At 35.2% G+C, this 15,792-nt stretch carries 19 protein-coding genes; 14 read left to right on the forward strand and 5 right to left on the reverse strand.

Going from position 1 to position 15,792, the window contains the following annotated elements; translation table 11 throughout:
* Window positions 1-175: 175 nt before the first annotated feature.
* Both ytvI and Q1A47_RS07680 read right to left on the reverse strand, forming a co-directional pair.
* On the reverse strand, window positions 176-1,234 hold the full coding sequence (gene ytvI, locus Q1A47_RS07675) for a sporulation integral membrane protein YtvI (protein ID WP_026680779.1): 1,059 nt from the start codon (window positions 1,232-1,234) through the stop codon (window positions 176-178).
* 214 nt (window positions 1,235-1,448) lie between these two features.
* Entirely contained in the window at window positions 1,449-1,814 is a 366-nt protein-coding gene (locus tag Q1A47_RS07680) for a YugN family protein (RefSeq protein WP_026680780.1), read from the reverse strand.
* A 300-nt stretch (window positions 1,815-2,114) separates the two neighbouring features.
* Here Q1A47_RS07680 and Q1A47_RS07685 point away from each other — a divergent pair, with 300 nt between their 5' ends.
* The 7 genes from Q1A47_RS07685 to coaD all read left to right on the forward strand — a co-directional run bounded on the left by Q1A47_RS07685 (window position 2,115) and on the right by coaD (window position 6,142).
* Window positions 2,115-3,182, forward strand: coding sequence for a CAP domain-containing protein (locus Q1A47_RS07685; RefSeq protein WP_121605043.1), 1,068 nt, complete (start codon window positions 2,115-2,117; stop codon window positions 3,180-3,182).
* Between the two features lie 114 nt (window positions 3,183-3,296).
* A complete protein-coding gene (ylbD, locus tag Q1A47_RS07690; protein ID WP_026680782.1) occupies window positions 3,297-3,698 on the forward strand; it encodes a YlbD family protein in 402 nt (133 codons plus the stop codon).
* 11 nt (window positions 3,699-3,709) lie between these two features.
* Complete coding sequence (locus Q1A47_RS07695) at window positions 3,710-3,943, forward strand: YlbE-like family protein (protein WP_026680783.1); 234 nt, start codon at window positions 3,710-3,712, stop codon at window positions 3,941-3,943.
* A 51-nt stretch (window positions 3,944-3,994) separates the two neighbouring features.
* Window positions 3,995-4,432, forward strand: a complete 438-nt coding sequence (locus Q1A47_RS07700) for a YlbF family regulator (protein WP_026680784.1) — start codon at window positions 3,995-3,997, stop codon at window positions 4,430-4,432.
* Between the two features lie 38 nt (window positions 4,433-4,470).
* The gene (locus Q1A47_RS07705) at window positions 4,471-4,746 is read left to right on the forward strand and encodes a YlbG family protein (RefSeq protein WP_026680785.1); all 276 of its coding nucleotides are present in this window, start codon (window positions 4,471-4,473) and stop codon (window positions 4,744-4,746) included.
* 345 nt (window positions 4,747-5,091) lie between these two features.
* A complete protein-coding gene (gene rsmD / locus Q1A47_RS07710) occupies window positions 5,092-5,670 on the forward strand; it encodes a 16S rRNA (guanine(966)-N(2))-methyltransferase RsmD (RefSeq protein ID WP_026680786.1) in 579 nt (192 codons plus the stop codon).
* Window positions 5,663-6,142: a pantetheine-phosphate adenylyltransferase gene (gene coaD / locus Q1A47_RS07715; protein WP_121605044.1), complete on the forward strand. Its 480-nt coding sequence runs from the start codon at window positions 5,663-5,665 to the stop codon at window positions 6,140-6,142. The genes rsmD and coaD overlap by 8 nt, the downstream gene beginning before the upstream one ends.
* Before the next feature lie 486 nt (window positions 6,143-6,628).
* Here the strand turns inward: coaD and ylbJ are convergent, their stop codons facing one another.
* Window positions 6,629-7,846 carry a sporulation integral membrane protein YlbJ gene (ylbJ, locus tag Q1A47_RS07720; protein ID WP_166530038.1) on the reverse strand — a complete coding sequence of 406 codons (1,218 nt, stop codon included), beginning with the start codon at window positions 7,844-7,846 and terminating at the stop codon, window positions 6,629-6,631.
* A gap of 196 nt (window positions 7,847-8,042) precedes the next feature.
* Between ylbJ and Q1A47_RS07725 the strand changes: the two genes are divergently transcribed.
* Window positions 8,043-9,053: a SepM family pheromone-processing serine protease gene (locus Q1A47_RS07725; protein WP_026680789.1), complete on the forward strand. Its 1,011-nt coding sequence runs from the start codon at window positions 8,043-8,045 to the stop codon at window positions 9,051-9,053.
* Between the two features lie 53 nt (window positions 9,054-9,106).
* Here Q1A47_RS07725 and Q1A47_RS07730 read toward each other — a convergent pair whose 3' ends face one another.
* Complete coding sequence (locus Q1A47_RS07730; protein WP_366141120.1) at window positions 9,107-10,330, reverse strand: nucleotidyltransferase; 1,224 nt, start codon at window positions 10,328-10,330, stop codon at window positions 9,107-9,109.
* 340 nt (window positions 10,331-10,670) lie between these two features.
* Between Q1A47_RS07730 and Q1A47_RS07735 the strand changes: the two genes are divergently transcribed.
* The 3 genes from Q1A47_RS07735 (at window position 10,671) to Q1A47_RS07745 (ending at window position 12,178) form a co-directional block, all read left to right on the forward strand.
* On the forward strand, window positions 10,671-11,201 hold the full coding sequence (locus Q1A47_RS07735; RefSeq protein WP_026680791.1) for a DUF177 domain-containing protein: 531 nt from the start codon (window positions 10,671-10,673) through the stop codon (window positions 11,199-11,201).
* Between the two features lie 47 nt (window positions 11,202-11,248).
* Window positions 11,249-11,422 carry a 50S ribosomal protein L32 gene (gene rpmF, locus Q1A47_RS07740; RefSeq protein ID WP_026680792.1) on the forward strand — a complete coding sequence of 58 codons (174 nt, stop codon included), beginning with the start codon at window positions 11,249-11,251 and terminating at the stop codon, window positions 11,420-11,422.
* A 270-nt stretch (window positions 11,423-11,692) separates the two neighbouring features.
* Window positions 11,693-12,178, forward strand: a complete 486-nt coding sequence (locus tag Q1A47_RS07745; protein ID WP_166530036.1) for an RsfA family transcriptional regulator — start codon at window positions 11,693-11,695, stop codon at window positions 12,176-12,178.
* Window positions 12,179-12,432: 254 nt separating this feature from the next.
* Here Q1A47_RS07745 and Q1A47_RS07750 read toward each other — a convergent pair whose 3' ends face one another.
* On the reverse strand, window positions 12,433-12,915 hold the full coding sequence (locus tag Q1A47_RS07750) for an N-acetyltransferase (RefSeq protein WP_166530035.1): 483 nt from the start codon (window positions 12,913-12,915) through the stop codon (window positions 12,433-12,435).
* Window positions 12,916-13,068: 153 nt separating this feature from the next.
* Here Q1A47_RS07750 and Q1A47_RS07755 point away from each other — a divergent pair, with 153 nt between their 5' ends.
* From Q1A47_RS07755 to mraZ, 3 genes are all read left to right on the forward strand, one after another.
* Window positions 13,069-13,449 (forward strand): DUF3397 domain-containing protein, encoded by a 381-nt coding sequence (locus tag Q1A47_RS07755; protein ID WP_026680795.1) that lies wholly within the window; start codon window positions 13,069-13,071, stop codon window positions 13,447-13,449.
* 89 nt (window positions 13,450-13,538) lie between these two features.
* The gene (bshC, locus tag Q1A47_RS07760; protein WP_026680796.1) at window positions 13,539-15,158 is read left to right on the forward strand and encodes a bacillithiol biosynthesis cysteine-adding enzyme BshC; all 1,620 of its coding nucleotides are present in this window, start codon (window positions 13,539-13,541) and stop codon (window positions 15,156-15,158) included.
* Window positions 15,159-15,353: 195 nt separating this feature from the next.
* Window positions 15,354-15,785, forward strand: a complete 432-nt coding sequence (gene mraZ, locus Q1A47_RS07765) for a division/cell wall cluster transcriptional repressor MraZ (protein WP_026680797.1) — start codon at window positions 15,354-15,356, stop codon at window positions 15,783-15,785.
* Window positions 15,786-15,792 lie beyond the last annotated feature (7 nt).

Consider the following 15,792-nt stretch of genomic DNA (forward strand, 5'->3'; position numbering starts at 1 on the left):
GGTATAATGTTTAAACATAAAGGATACCTCTTTTCTAAGTTTTTGTGTAGTTACTTTAACTTTATCAGAAGGTATCCTTTTTGCGTATATAAATATTGAAAAAAGTAAAAAAAGTGATACGCCCTAAATTGGCGTACCACTTTTTTCAGTTACTGGGTTTTGTCCCAGCCCCTTTTTATATTTTTATATTCCAGTTAATAATACCTGCCTCTTTTGCTGAATTAAACGCGATTACTAGTAGTGGACCGAGTATAAATCCGAATAGACCTAGGAGTTTTAGTCCAATGAACATGGATATTAAGGTGGCTAATGGTGACAATCCTATATGCTGTCCCATCACTTTTGGCTCAACTGTTCGACGGATAGCAAGTAGGATAACAGCAAGCACGGCGAGTTGAATCCCCATCCCCGTATCGCCAGCTAGGAACATAAATATCGACCAAGGTCCAAGGATGGCAATTGAACCAATGATTGGAATTAAGTCAATCACCCAAATGATTAATGACATAATAATCGCTACTTCAGGTGCTATGAAAAATAATCCAATCAATGTTACAGCTAGAATAATAAGGCTCACAAGAAACTGAGCTTTGAAGAAACCCAAAAATACACTCGTCAGCCTTGCGTTCATAAACGATACTTTTTCTGCTGTTTCTTTCGTCATTACGTGATACATTTTGGCCTTTAGCAATGGTAGTTCAACCATAAATAAAAATAAAGCAATTAAATAGACAATGAAACTAATTAAGTATTGAGGAACCGTTGCAAATACTTGTGCAATTCGATCAAGCGTGAATTTCTCTTTAGCAGTTTCACTTAGTGCATTCAAATTGGCTTCGATGCTAGATGATACCTGATTAACAAATTCAGATGGTAAATCATCTGTATATTGCTGAACTTCTGTTTCCCATTCCCTATAGATTCGGTTCAATTCATTGAAATGAGAAGGCACATCTTCAACAAAATTAACTACTTGTGTGACAGCCCTTGTAACAGTAAAGGTCCCTGCTACTCCAAGTACGATTAAAAACAGTAAGAAAACGATAGTCACTGAGATTTTTCTGTTGACTTTTAATCTTCTTTGAATTAGTCGAATTACTGGATTTAGGAAAAGGGCAGAAACAAATGCTACAATCAAAGGTATTGATATGGGCAAAATAAAAATCGCAACTAAAATGATGAATATACCTAAAAAAATGAGTGTCCAATGGCGTTTTGTTATATTTCGAAACAACTTATTACGATGGCTCCTTTCCTAGAAAAAACAGTTACAAATATATAAAAAATATAGCATTTATTTTTGAATTTGAACAGAATAATATTTCTAAAAACTTCCATGCACAACGGCTTATATACTTTTTATATCTAAATGTTATGTTACATATATACATGGAATGTGTAAAAAAACCGGCTACTCTCATACTTAGGAGTAGTCGGCTGCTAGTTATTTATTGATTGAATTGTTCAATTTCAGATTTCACTTTACTAACTAAGTTATTTGCACGTTCAACTAAATTTTCTGGAAAGCCTTCTTCCTCTCCATATTCAACCCCATGCGGGTAATAGTGCTTTCCTAATAAAGGTGTCATTAGTTTGATGACGGCGTTTCCACGATCGACATCACCTTCAACAGCATAGCCTTGAATTCGAATGTAGTATGTAATATTCTTTTCTTTGGAATCCATTCGGTAATCATAAGTGACACGTTCATAATCCCATTGACCTGCACGAATAAAAGCATGTTTAGCAGTTAAATGATCCAGTGGCTTTAAATCAATAACCAAGTCTTCCAATCCTGTATTTTCTAATCTCATTTTATCCACCTCACCTAATAGTCCTCACTATACTATATTAGTATGAATTGCAAGAACTTGCAATTGAAAAGACATATTGAAAAATAGGATAAATTCCTACAGGATGACTGCTAATATAACTATTGGATATTCGCAGGACTGAAATTGTTGTAACGGGTTCTATTTGCGTATTTTGAAAGTGAAATTATTTGCCGAACTTGGCATTTTTTTATATGATTACCATTAAAATAATAGAGAAGATAGCATGATTTATATATTAGAATCATATATATACCATAAAACGTAAAAGGAGACTATATAATGCGATTTATTAAAAGCATCATACTTTTATCTCTATTAGCGGTAGTAGGATTCTATTTCTTGGAGCAAAATGATATGTCTCCGGAAGCAACAATAGAATCAATTAGTGATTCGGTAAAAGAAAAGCAACAATTACTTAAAACAAAAGTTGTACCTGAGAAAAAGGAAGAAATTCCATTAGCAGGTGAACTTTTTCAATGGTTTGGTAAATCAACCGATGCATTAATTCAAAGCATGGGAAAACCTACTAGAAAAGATCCAAGTGCTTACGGATACACTTGGTGGGTTTATACGGATCAAAAAGAAACCTATGTGCAATTTGGGGTGGCAGATGATAAAATTCAAACAATCTATGCAACTGGAAATAATATTAACATAAAGCCTGTTACACTGGGCGAGTCTTATGAAAACATAAGCAAACAGTTTAATTTTTCAGATGAAGTAACTTATCGAAATGGATTAACTTCATATACGTTTATGCTTAAAGATGAAGATAAAAAAATGCGGCCACTCGTAAAATTATCCGATTCTGTCTTTATGCAACTCTATTTCGATACATTTACGAATACATTATCCTCTGTACGAGTGTTAGAAGCGGAAACGTTATTAAAGCATCAGCCTTATGAGCTTCAGTACCGAGGGAATTTGCCTGAGCAGCCCGATTTAACAAACGAACAATGGGCAAAGGTAGAGGAAGGTATGGAACAACAGATTTTTGATATAACAAATGTGATGCGACATAAGCAAGGGAAAACAACGTTAAAATGGGAAAAATCTGTAGGTGAAGTAGCATTTCTGCATAGTAAAGATATGTCAGATAATAATTATTTTTCCCATTCTAGTTTAGATGGAAGAGGTTTAAAAGATCGGTTAGATGAAGGGAAGGTTTCATTCGTATCAGCAGGTGAGAACATTGCCGCGCAATATCCAGATGCTGCAGCTGCTATGGAAGGATGGTTGAATAGTGAAGGGCATCGAAAGGCATTGCTGAGTGATGATTATACCCACCTAGGGGTAGGCGTTTACCGCTTATATTATACACAAAATTTCTTAGCAAAAGCGTTCTAATTGTAAGCAAGCGAAGATTTATAATGCTTCGCTTGCTGATTTTGAATCACATCTATCATGCCTATGCATAGAATAAATAGTGCATATGACTATGTATTAAAAGAGGTGATGAGGATGAGTGACCAGAAACTACACCCTTCAGTCCTTGAATTTAAGCAATTTATCAACGAACATCCCAAGCTGATTGAGCATATAAGAAAAAGTGGTAGACCATGGCAGGAAACATATGAAAAATGGGTATTACTAGGTGAAGATGACCCTTTTTGGGAAAAATATAAGGGTGATAAATCGCAAACAAAAACCCAAAAAGAAAAAGCAAAAAAGGAAAAAAATTCAGAGCTATTCAGTCAGTTAATGAAAATGACAGAATCAATGGATCTAGAAAAAATTCAAAAGCAAATTGAACAGTTTAGTGACTCCATTACGACGATACAAGAACTTATTGGACAATTTCAACAAAATAAAAGCACTTCTTCACAACAACCAAATGAAAGAATGGGATGGTTTCGCGACTAAGGAGTGAAAATATGGATCCGAATTCCTATAACTACTTACGACAAAATCCTGAATTATTACGATTTGTTAGACTTAATCCTATCTGGTATCGATATTTATCACGAGATCCTAATCTTATCGAAGACATGAGAAAGGAGTCCAAACGCTTCTATGGAAAAACATTTCCTCAGCAGGTAGAGAAAGTAAATAATCACATTCAAATGGTGGGAATGTTAATGCAGTTTGCTGGAGCGATGAAGGATTAATTATTTTCAGAAAGCAGGAAAAGTGATAAGATAAGGATGGAGGTGGATAGGATGATTGCGACAATGGAATATGTAGATATTCTAGATCGGTCTGAGCAGCTTGGTAGAATGATTTTAGACTCAGACGTTATGGAAGCCTATAATCGATCTCAGCAGGAACTTGATGAGGACCAACATGCACAACGGCTTATACAAGCATTTATAGATATAAAAAGTCATTATGAAGATGTTCAACGTTTCGGTAGATATCATCCAGATTATAATGCGATTATGAAAGAAGTTCGAAGAGTAAAAAGGGAGATGGACATGAATGATAAAGTTGCTTCCTTTAAGATAGCTGAACGTAATCTACAAAAATTGCTGGATGAAATTAGTAATTATGTTGCTCATAGTGTAAGTGAGCAAGTCAAAGCCCCACAAGATGGTGCTGCATTATCCGATAGTGGATGTGGTTGTGGTAGCGGTGGCGGATGTGGATGTGCATCTTAAATGATGGAAAAAGTATATTATTTTTAGCGAGGTAACTTATGCGAACAAAACGTCAAGGAATTGTGGTCTGGTTTCAACATATGAAGAATCTAAAGCAAATTAAGCGCCATGGTCATTTTTTATACAGTTCAAAGAAAATGAAATATGCTGTATTATATGTCGATCAAGAGGAAATAGAAAAAGTAGAAGAAAAATTATTAAGGCTTTCTTTTGTTTCTAAGGTTGAGCGCTCCTACAAGCCTTTTGTTCGAATTGATTTTGAAAATGCGAAACCAGATAAGGCTAAACAATATGATTATAAAATGGGGATATGACGGAAAAGCTGCGAATTGATTGTTCGCAGCTTTTCGTTTGAAACAATTCTCTTATACAAAAGAAAAAACCTGCAGAAATGATTCTACAGGTCCCTTTGTTTTCTTGTTAGAAAACAAAAAGGCAAAGGGAGAGGAGAAACCGGAAGAAGAACTTATGGGGAAGAGTAAGTCTTCTCCGTGTTTTGAAACAACCAAGCTAACCTTTAGCTGTCTCATTATGTTAGTATGGTCGATCATAAGGATAATATACACCTAGCTAAAAAATTTTTTCAATGAATTCTTGTTTTCGTTTTCATACTTTTGTGGTAGGATAAATGTCGAATAGGGTAAAATCGAGGTGGAATAATGCGTATAATAGCTGGTGAGTATAAGGGAAGGCAGCTAAAAGCTGTACCAGGGAAGACAACTAGGCCAACAACTGATAAAGTAAAGGAAGCAGTTTTTCAAGTGATTGGTCCATTTTTTCAGGGTGGGAATGCATTAGATCTCTTTGCAGGTAGCGGCTCGCTTGGATTTGAAGCATTAAGCCGCGGTGTGGAGAAGGTTGTATTCGTAGACAAACACCCAAAGGCAGTACATACCATTAATGAAAATAGTAAACAACTGAAGTTGGAAAATAGAGTGGAAATTTTCCGCGCAGATGCATTTCGTGCAATTCACGCCGCAGCTAAACGTGAACTGGATTTTCAACTCGTTTTACTCGATCCTCCTTATGGAAAGGTAAACTATGAAGAGTTAATCAACGAAATGATTCAACTTCGGCTTATAAAACAAGGTGCTTGGATATATTGTGAGCATGACATGTCTGAAAAACTGCCATCGGATCACCCATATTTAAACGTAGTAAAACAAACCCATTATGGTGGTACGATAGGAATCACCATTTATAAAATGAATGAGGAAGGGAGCGCTTATCTTGACTAGATTGGCGATATGTCCGGGCAGTTTCGATCCTGTGACGTATGGACACTTAGATATCATACAACGAGGAGCAAAGATCTTTGATCAGGTTATTGTAGCCGTATTCAATAATCAATCAAAGGCCCCTTTATTTAATGTAGAAGAACGTATCAACTTATTGGAACAATGTACAGCAGATTTACCAAATGTATCTATTGATTCATCAAATGGTCTATTAATGGATTATGCAAGGTCAAAAAATGCGCAGGCAATTATTCGTGGTCTTCGAGCTGTAAGTGATTTTGAGTATGAGATGCAAATTACTTCGATGAACCGGAAATTAAATGAAGATATCGAGACTTTTTTTATGATGACAAATAACCAATATTCATTTTTAAGCTCAAGTATCGTGAAAGAAGTTGCGAAGTATAAAGCGAATGTTAGTGATCTAGTTCCTAATGTTGTAGAAGCAGCATTAGAGCAAAAGTATAATTAATGGACAAAAGAATGAAGAAGCAATAAAAAACGAACAATAATTAGTTGAAATTAATTATCGTTCGTTTTTTAATTAGAATTATTCATTTAGCACCTGAAATAAGCGAGACTCCGGCGGGAACAGCACGAGTCCGAAGATCCACTTAGTAACTTGTTTTTCTTTACCAAGTTAGCTGAGACCGTTCCCGCGGAAAGCGCGTATAGTTTCACGGTGTGGCGATGATACTTCTATTGATAACATGATTATTCGTATTTTGAGTAAAAGAAGTTGTGTTTTGTCCCAGCCTCTTTTTATAGTCTAGGAAATTATAAAATTTGCCCATCTGGATAATTATGGGCGTGTTAAGCTGCGTTCAGCTCCCAGCGCCCATGAATCGCCCTAATCTAAGTCATCATCGGCGTGAATCCTCTATCTCCGTTGACTCGCTCCAGTCGCTGCGTTTCTAATCGAGCGCTTGCGCTTTTATTTATACAGCTAACCATCGCTTTATTTTGCAGCATTTAGTCGAATAGCAATTATAATAATAGAAATTCCTAGGGAAATGATGGTAATGATTGGACCATATGTTATTATTTTCTCCAATACCATATTCCAAATATTTTCATGAACGGCTTGCGATACAGCGATATGATCGGAATCAAATGCTTGTTTATTCAAATATAACGGTTTATAAAGGACGATAGTAAGGATGGCAGCAATCATTCCATGAAGAATTCTAGCAAAAAAATAAGGCGCAAAACGAATATCTGTTTTTGCAAGTATGCTCGCAACTTGTGCTTGAACCGACAAACCATTAAAACCTAAAATAAAACTTACTAAGATAGCTTTTGTTAGAAGCGTATCACTTGTTATTCCTGAAATGCTCTGCGCACCAATTGTTATCTCGAAAAGTCCAGATAATAGAGGTAAACCAAATTCGGGAGACATAGAAAATAATTGTAAAATATGTTGGAAAAATACAGATATGAATGTGGATATACCAGTTAAAAAGAATAACTTTGTAAGCACAGAAAATAAAATGATAAATCCACCAACCATTACTAGTGTTTTAACAGAATGAAGGACAGCATCTCCGAGAATTTCTCCTAATGGTCGATTGTCCATTAATCTTGTTTCATGCATATCTTTAAATGCTTTAACGATTGATACTCTCCCACGAACTTCCCTTCTCATCATATCTTGTTTTTCTTTGTTTTTTCCATAGAATCGCATACAAATACCAACAAATGCATTACTAATATAATGACAAGCAGCTAGTAATATTCCTAGTTTTGTATCGTGGAAAAAACCAACAGATACTGCTGCAAAAATAAATAATGGGCTGGAGGCATTAGTAAATGAAACTAATCTTTCAGCTTCAATTTGTGTTAATTGTTTTTCTTCTCTTAGTCTACTTGCGATTTTGGCGCCAGTAGGATAACCACTTGCCATCCCCATAATCCATCCAAAGCTTCCAACACCTGGAATATTAAATAAAGGGCGCATGATTGGTTCAAATAGTACGCCAATAAATTTCACGACACCAAAACTGATTAGTAGTTCAGCAGTTATAAAAAAAGGTAATAGTGATGGGAATACCACTTCCCACCAAATACTTAAGCCACGGATACTGGCTTCAAATGTTTGATCTGAAAATTGTATTAGTGAAAATGCGATAAATGCCGTTGTCCCAGAAAGAAGGATTGTTTTAACTATTTGTGACAATGTTGCGCCTCCTAATTGTTAGCCTTGCTCTGTACTTATTCGTATGATAGTAGTAGAATTGGAATATCATTAGGAGAAAGCGCGTTCTCCTAATGCGATGTACAAGTCTATATAAATATACGCACATACCTAGCGAATTTATGCCATACACTTTTAAAACAGATGGTGTTAGTGGAACATAGTGGAGGGTAAAGAAATGACAAAAAAATACTTGGCTAGCTTACTTCTAATGATAGTTGCTGTTTATTTTTTAGCGGCATATCAGCTTCCATTTTATATTTATAAGCCTGGTGGTGCAGATGCGCTCAATCCAATTGTTGAAGTAGAAGAAGGTTATGAAAGTAAGGGAGATATGCATCTTGTTACAGTTAGTGGCGGACAAGCTACACCAGTACAATACATATTGGCAAAGGTGCTACCTCATCATCAAATAGTTCCTATTGAAGAAGTTTTCCCCGATGGTATAACAGATGATGAGTATATGCATGCTCAATTGCAAATGATGGAAAATTCACAAGAAGCATCGACTGTAGTTGCATATAAAGCTGCACATCAAGATATATCAATCGATTACAATGGCGTATACGTTGTTTCAATTGTTGAAAATATGCCTGCTGATGGGAAATTACAAATGGGAGATCGAATTATTGGAATTGATGGAGAGGAGATTAAAGAAGCGAATGATTTAATTCATTACGTAGAAGAAAAAAAGGCTAACGAAACAATTACTGTAGATTTCGTTCGTGACGAAAAAGAGATGTCTGTAAAGATTACACTCGAATCATTAGCTGATTTAGGTAATAAGCCTGGAATAGGTATTCGATTAGTAACTGATCGTGCGGTTTCAGTAAACCCTCAAGTACATTTTTCTAGCGGGAAGATAGGTGGTCCTAGTGCAGGACTCATGTTCTCTTTGGAAATTTATGATCAATTAACGGAAGAGGATTTGACGAAGGGTTATGAAATCGCAGGTACGGGCGAAATAGACTATGACGGTAACGTACATCGAATCGGGGGAATCGATAAAAAAGTGGTTGCTGCTGATAAAGAAGGTGCGGATATCTTTTTTGCTCCAAACGAGGCAGGTAATGGTGAGACAAATTATGAAATCGCACGTAAAAAGGCAGCGGAAATAGAAACAGATATGAAAATAGTCCCTGTTGATACATTTGAAGATGCGCTTGATTATTTACAGCAGTTGAAGTAAATAAAAAACAAGACCTAGATTTTTTATAGGATAGGTCTTGTTTTTTAATGCTATTATAATATTTTAATCGGTGGTTGGATTTCTTGATTACGTAGAGCTAATTTTACATCTGGAGCAAGAATACTATAATAGGCATCACTTGCTCTTTCTTCCATTTCTAACATCGGATGCATGGTACGACCCAACTTCTGAATAAGAGGAACATCTATTTTCTTCTTCTGTTGATGAATATAAGCTTGCCCCGTTTTATTAAATCCAAGTACACGAACGTAAGCCATCTTGGATGGATTACATAAGATGTCGATTTCTTTCTTTTTGGTATTCGTCAATATATGTACGAACATACGTTGTAATCGTGTCCATGTGTAACGCTTTGTTTTTAGCGTCTGCATCCATTCTCCAAATGAATGAACACTCCTAGCAGCTTTTTTTAATCGATGTTCAAGCCCTTCATCTACACCTTGAATCATAGAAAGTTCCTGTAGCGACATAGTTGTTACACGATAGTGTAGAAATGGAAAATAATTTTCCCAAACATGCCAAGTTCCAGCGCGTTGATTATAATTTTCTAATTCCATTTTTGTTGTATCAGGAATAGAGTTGCTAATTTCATGTGTGATCGTGTTTCTTTCTGTTAGAGTTTTTCGTATACTGGTTGCACTGGCAATTGATCCTGAAATTGTTTCATCATGGTAACCACTTTGGGAGCGTTGGACAGTTAATGGTCTAATCGGGAGATTATGATCCATAATGGTTTTTACATAACTAAACCCTAGAATATTATTTGGTTTGGTTAAATCCATTTCATCAGTAGATAAGCTAATATGACGGTATGCTGCTTTACTAGCTTCTGGAAAAGATATTCCGGAATTTAACTGGTCTCTAAGAACGTTTTGATAGTCTTGTTGATTTGTTTTTAATCTGTGATAACTGTTTATAAAATTGTCAATATTGCCTGATTCACTACCAAAGCATAAGCTAGATACACCTAATTCGCTTAAGGTTAAAACTGCTCCCTTAGCAAATAAATCACTGCTTTGCACAGCGAATGGATATGGTAACTCAACTACTAAATCAATTCCCTTGCTTAGGGCCGCTCTTGCACGATAAAATTTATCCATAATTGCTGGTTCTCCTCTTTGTAGGAAGGACCCACTCATCACGGCTATCATACATTCTGCCTGACTTATTTTTCGAGCTTCCTGTATATGATATACATGCCCGTTATGAAATGGATTATATTCAACTACTAGCCCACATGCTTCCATTTTCATCATCTCCTAGTTCAAATAAAGTTTCACTTTATTACCGGTAACCTGGGCAGTAAATCTAGATGAAAAAGTAATAACACGTAGAGGAAATTGCCCGTAGAAGCCCGATTGGTTCAACTAACATTCAGAAGTAGTACACTTTTGAATAAAGTGTCACTTTATTGTATCAAAAAATAGATTATTTCGCATTTGGTCTACTGTTATGATGACTAGTGATAGGAGTGATCGGGAACACTCTATATAAAGGATATAGCTAATCAATTAGTTTTGTATTCTGTAAAGAAAATATGTTGACAAAAGTCTTTTTTTCTTTTAAAATTACTCTTGTTGCCTTGAGGTGATTATATTGAAATTTGCATTAGCTCAATTAAAGAAAAGTGCTTATAATGAACCATTCACTTTTGATGAAAAAGTAAATGTTTCTGAACTGGAGACAATGAATAACGATATTCGTCAAATTGAACCAGTTCGTGTTCATGGACAGTGTTTTTTTCAAGGAGACCAAATCATTTTTTCATTGGAGATTAGTGGAGAGATGATACTTCCTTGTGCGCGAACACTAGTAGATGTCCCGTATCCGTTTGATATTCATGCAGATGAAGTATTTACTACTGCACCATACGTTACTGAAGATGAAGCGGAAGAAGAAATACATCCGATTGATGGGGAAGTACTTGACTTAACCCCGCTTATAAAGGAAAATATTCTATTAGAGGTTCCGTATCGAGTATTTTCAGATGAAACAAATGACCAAATGAAGTCCCCTACAGAAGGGAAAGGTTGGGAGTTTATTTCAGAAGAAAAAAAAGAAAAGACGATAGATAAGCGTTTTAAGAAATTGGAATCATTGTTGAAAGATGACGAGAAGAAAGACTAACATCATTCTACTCGGTTTTCTTATCTTCTATGAAGGAGGTGTAAGTCATGGCAGTACCTAAAAGAAGAACTTCTAAAAAAGTTAAAAATCAACGTCGTACTCATAAAAAATTACACGTACCTGGCATGGTAGAATGTTCAAATTGTGGTGAATTAACAAAACCACATTATGTTTGTAAATCATGCGGACATTATGACGGGAAAGAAGTAGTAAGTAACTAATAAAGTATAATCATAGCTTACAAACAGATCACAAATTGTGATCTGTTTTTTATATAATCAACAGGTAGTTATGGAATCTATGGTTGTCTATTTTCACTCCAAGTTAGCTGGAACCTGTTATATAGGAAAGGATTTCACTAGATAAGCGCACCCTCTATTTTTATTTTTATTTGTACAATAATTAAAAAAACTGTTAAAAATACATAATACTTTATTCTATCACTCCTATTTTTTGCATACATTGATAGCAAATGTATAAGGAGGGATGTTATGAATGCAACTCGACAAGATGCATGGACTAAAGATGAGGATGTGTTGTTAGCAGAAACGGTCCTGCGCTATATACGAGATGGAAAAACACAATTAGAAGCTTTTAAAGAGGTAGCTAAAAAATTATCAAGAACTTCAGCTGCATGTGGATTTCGTTGGAATGCGACAATTCGTAAACAATATCAGGATGCAATTCAAACAGCGAAAGAGGAACGAAAGCTTGGCAATAGAAAGGATATATGGAGCTTTACTGAGCCTAAAATTCAAGAAAGAGATACGATAGAAACTGCGATTCTGCTATTAGAAAAGATGAGATCCAATTTTTCAACACAAAAAACAGAAGATATCAAGAATGATAAAGAATATGCGGAGCATTTAGAGAAGGAAAATGCGCATCTAAAAGAGAAACTTAAGCGATATGAAAATGCTTGGGAAGAAATGGGTAAATTATGGAGTTGGGTAAAAACGGATTCACAGGATAAGTAATAAAAACAGATAACTCATTGCGCTTGATTTGTCTAGCGCATAAGTAGATAATTTAAAGCCTTTTTTATGTTTTATATAATGTAAACAAAAGCCAAATTCAGATAAAGTGAAACTTCAATCAGTGGGGGTTTTTGTTTATCCCGCACTTACCATATTGGTTTTACTTTATTGCTTGAAGTGGGGGTATTAATGCCAGTTATATGCGAGATAAAAAGACATGAATGCAATTTTACATTCATGTCTTTAGCTTCAATTTAATTTGAACTTTCTTGCTCTTTTACCCCTTCAGGCATCCATATTAAAGGATTTTCGCCTAAGTCTCTTTCCATTTCATAATGCGCTTTTTGGAATCCCATTTTTTCCCAAAAGCCGTGGGAGTTAATACGAGGATTCGTTTTAATAGGTAATTGATAACTTTTAGCGAAATTAACAAGTACTTTACCATACCCTTTTCCCTGATATTCAGGTAAAATTTCTAACTTCCAGAGTGTTAGATAGTCTTGAGGTGGTTCGAAATAAAAGTCGTATTTTTTCTTTACTTTATAAAGGCTCATTCTGGCGATTAAACTATCCCCAACATAAATCCCGTAGAATGGCGAGTCATTTTGATTTTCGATCATATTATTTTCTAGGTCTTCCAGCATTGATAATTCTTGATTGCCATATTCCTTGAAATGTTTAAATTTTTCAAGTGTTTTGTAATTGATCATGAGTTTTTCCACTTTCACGGATTCCATAAAAGTTCCCCCTCTATATCGTTGCTGTCATTTACTTTGTTACAATTATTTTGGATTTTCTATATATTTATTATAATATAAAAGGAACAATATGAAAATAAAAGAATTATTTAGCGTTTTTAACGATGAACAGTTCGGGGGAAATGGTAATAAATGATTAATGTACTTAGCTATTTCATTGCATTGTTAGTAACAGTTCCACTATTTGCTACTGGGATATTGTATTACATTGCTCGTTCTTCAGGTATACACCCCTTAAAGGCTTTACATGTTGCAGTTCATTGGACAACAATATTTTACATCCTATCTGTATGTGTAATAGGGTCAATTATTTTTAATTTCAATGTTATTGGCATTATAATTACATTTTTGCTTGTACTCATCACTACCATTATTGTTTTACAGTGGCGTATGCAAACGGAGGTTAATTTTGCGAGGGCTTTTAAAATTATGTTACGGATTTCATTTTTGATTTTCGGTTTTTTATATGCCTTACTTGTTTTACTAGGAGTTATTCAGCGAATTTTTTTCTAACTGTACCTTGCAAAACAGATCGCATGAAATTTACGCTCTTTTTATGTACAATACAAAAAGGACATTACATATAAAGGAGCATGGGATCTATGCGGATTGACCCGATCGTTTTGAAGAAACGGAATAAATTAATACAGGATTATAGAAATAACGACGAGCAAATTCAATCTTTTTTTGATTATGCTCCATTTGGCAGTTTTGATAAAAGATATGATGAACTAATGGAACGTTCTTTTCAACGAGAAAGTTTATGTGAGGTATTGCATGAATTGAACCAAGGCTGGAACGCTCCTCCATCTACATTGGAAAATATAGAACGGTTAGTAGCGGATGACAGTGTGGTTGTAATTGGGGGACAACAAGCAGGATTAATGACGGGTCCAATGTATACGATAAATAAGATTATTTCAATTATACAGTTTGCTAGGGAACAAGAAAAAATTCTCGGTGTTCCAGTTATTCCTATTTTTTGGATCGCCGGAGAAGACCATGATTTTGATGAAGTAAATCATATTTACCTTCCTCAACAACAGCATTTACAAAAATATAAGGTGCAACATAAGGTTTGGGACAAAATTTCATTATCTGATTTGCAGATTAATAAAGAGCAAAGTGCAATTTGGTTACAGCAGTTATTTAAAGATCTAAAAGAAACAAACTATACAAAAGAATTATATGAGCAAATGAAGCATTGCTTGAATGATTCTGCTAGCTATGTTGATTTTTTTGCACAAATAATTTTTGCCCTTTTTCCAAATGAAGGTGTCGTACTCATTGACTCGGGTGATGATCGCGTACGTGAACTGGAAAAAGAGTACTTTGTGCAAATGATTAAACAACAGCCCGAGATCAGTAAGGGTGTACATGCAACGATTAAGGAATTGAATGAATTAAATTATTCTCTATCTCTTGATGTGGAAGAATCGGATGGTCACTTGTTTTTTCACAGAAATGGAGAGCGAATTTTATTACGCCGTATGGAAAATGGTGACTGGCAAGGGAAACAAAATGAGGTAGTGCTTACTACTGACGAGCTAGTATACATTGCTAATCAAAATCCAAATCTATTAAGTAACAACGTAGTTACTCGTCCATTAATGCAAGAGTTTTTATTTCCTAGCTTGGCATTTATCGGAGGACCAGGAGAAATAGGTTATTGGGCTTCTTTAAAATCTGCCTTTCATTCGGTTCAGTTAAAGATGCCACCTGTCTTACCAAGGCTATCTTTAACGATTGTAGAACGTCATATAGAGAAAACAATGCACAAGTTTCAAATTTCAGCTGAAGACGCAATAAATCATGGCACTGTTCACCTTAAAGAACATTGGTTCGCTCAGAAGAATCAGCCAGCTATTGAAGAAATTGCTGAACAAGTAAAAAAAGATGTTGAAAGGGCGCATTTGCCTTTGAGGGAAGTTGCGATTGATATGCGAAGCGATTTAGGTGATTTAGCTAATAAGAATCTGCAATTTTTAAAAGCAGATGTATCCTTTTTGGAGAGTAAGTTAATAAATGCACTACGATCAAAACATGAGGAAGAATTAAAAGCATTTGATTTGATGAATATAGTATTACATCCAGAAAATGGTTTACAAGAGCGTGTTTGGAATGTATTACCTTGGATTAATAAGTATGGTTTAGGCTTTATAAGTGAATTAATGAATCATTCCTATCAATTTACAACTGATCATTATATTATTTATGTATAAAAAGGCAATTATTCTCCCACTAATTACCACCATCGTATAAAAAAGCTGTCATATATTGATATGACAGCTTTTTCCGTTGTTATTACCGTTAGCTTTTAGCTGTATAAACAGCTTTTTTTTATGTTTTTTTAAATATGAGTGGTGAATAGTGGGGGAATGTGGTAATATTGGATATACAAAGGTGGGGTGGACTATATGTTCATGGGTGAATTCCAACATAACATTGATACTAAAGGAAGAATGATTGTTCCATCTAAGTTTCGTGAGGGGCTTGGGGAAAGCTTTGTTGTGACCCGTGGACTAGATAAATGTTTATTTGCTTATCCAATGGACGAATGGAAACTATTGGAGGAAAAGTTAAAAAAACTCCCACTTACTAAGAAGGACGCCAGAGCATTCACGCGATTTTTCTTTTCTGGTGCAATTGAATGCGAAGTTGATAAACAGGGAAGAATAAATATTCCGCAGAATTTACGCAGTTACGCTGCATTGGAAAAGGAATGTGTCGTGATTGGTGTTTCAAATCGCATTGAAATCTGGGCGAATGAGAATTGGGAAGAGTACGTGACAGACTCAGAAGAATCCTTTGCAGAAATTGCAGAGAACCTAATGGACTTCGATATCTAATCAACTA

The sequence above is a fragment of the uncultured Virgibacillus sp. genome, from assembly GCF_947495635.1.
GTDB lineage: Bacteria > Bacillota > Bacilli > Bacillales > Amphibacillaceae > Virgibacillus > Virgibacillus salarius.

Excerpts from the sequence above, each read along its gene's own strand:
- Q1A47_RS07680 (WP_026680780.1), bottom strand. The coding sequence starts at position 1,814 with ATGAGATTAGAAAATACAGGATTGGAAGACTTGGTTATTGATTTAAAG.
- Q1A47_RS07685 (WP_121605043.1), top strand. The coding sequence starts at position 2,115 with ATGCGATTTATTAAAAGCATCATACTTTTATCTCTATTAGCGGTAGTA.
- ylbD (WP_026680782.1), top strand. The coding sequence starts at position 3,297 with ATGAGTGACCAGAAACTACACCCTTCAGTCCTTGAATTTAAGCAATTT.
- Q1A47_RS07695 (WP_026680783.1), top strand. The coding sequence starts at position 3,710 with ATGGATCCGAATTCCTATAACTACTTACGACAAAATCCTGAATTATTA.
- Q1A47_RS07700 (WP_026680784.1), top strand. The coding sequence starts at position 3,995 with ATGATTGCGACAATGGAATATGTAGATATTCTAGATCGGTCTGAGCAG.
- Q1A47_RS07705 (WP_026680785.1), top strand. The coding sequence starts at position 4,471 with ATGCGAACAAAACGTCAAGGAATTGTGGTCTGGTTTCAACATATGAAG.
- rsmD (WP_026680786.1), top strand. The coding sequence starts at position 5,092 with ATGCGTATAATAGCTGGTGAGTATAAGGGAAGGCAGCTAAAAGCTGTA.
- Q1A47_RS07725 (WP_026680789.1), top strand. The coding sequence starts at position 8,043 with ATGACAAAAAAATACTTGGCTAGCTTACTTCTAATGATAGTTGCTGTT.
- Q1A47_RS07730 (WP_366141120.1), bottom strand. The coding sequence starts at position 10,330 with ATGATGAAAATGGAAGCATGTGGGCTAGTAGTTGAATATAATCCATTT.
- rpmF (WP_026680792.1), top strand. The coding sequence starts at position 11,249 with ATGGCAGTACCTAAAAGAAGAACTTCTAAAAAAGTTAAAAATCAACGT.
- Q1A47_RS07745 (WP_166530036.1), top strand. The coding sequence starts at position 11,693 with ATGAATGCAACTCGACAAGATGCATGGACTAAAGATGAGGATGTGTTG.
- Q1A47_RS07750 (WP_166530035.1), bottom strand. The coding sequence starts at position 12,915 with ATGGAATCCGTGAAAGTGGAAAAACTCATGATCAATTACAAAACACTT.
- Q1A47_RS07755 (WP_026680795.1), top strand. The coding sequence starts at position 13,069 with ATGATTAATGTACTTAGCTATTTCATTGCATTGTTAGTAACAGTTCCA.
- bshC (WP_026680796.1), top strand. The coding sequence starts at position 13,539 with ATGCGGATTGACCCGATCGTTTTGAAGAAACGGAATAAATTAATACAG.
- mraZ (WP_026680797.1), top strand. The coding sequence starts at position 15,354 with ATGTTCATGGGTGAATTCCAACATAACATTGATACTAAAGGAAGAATG.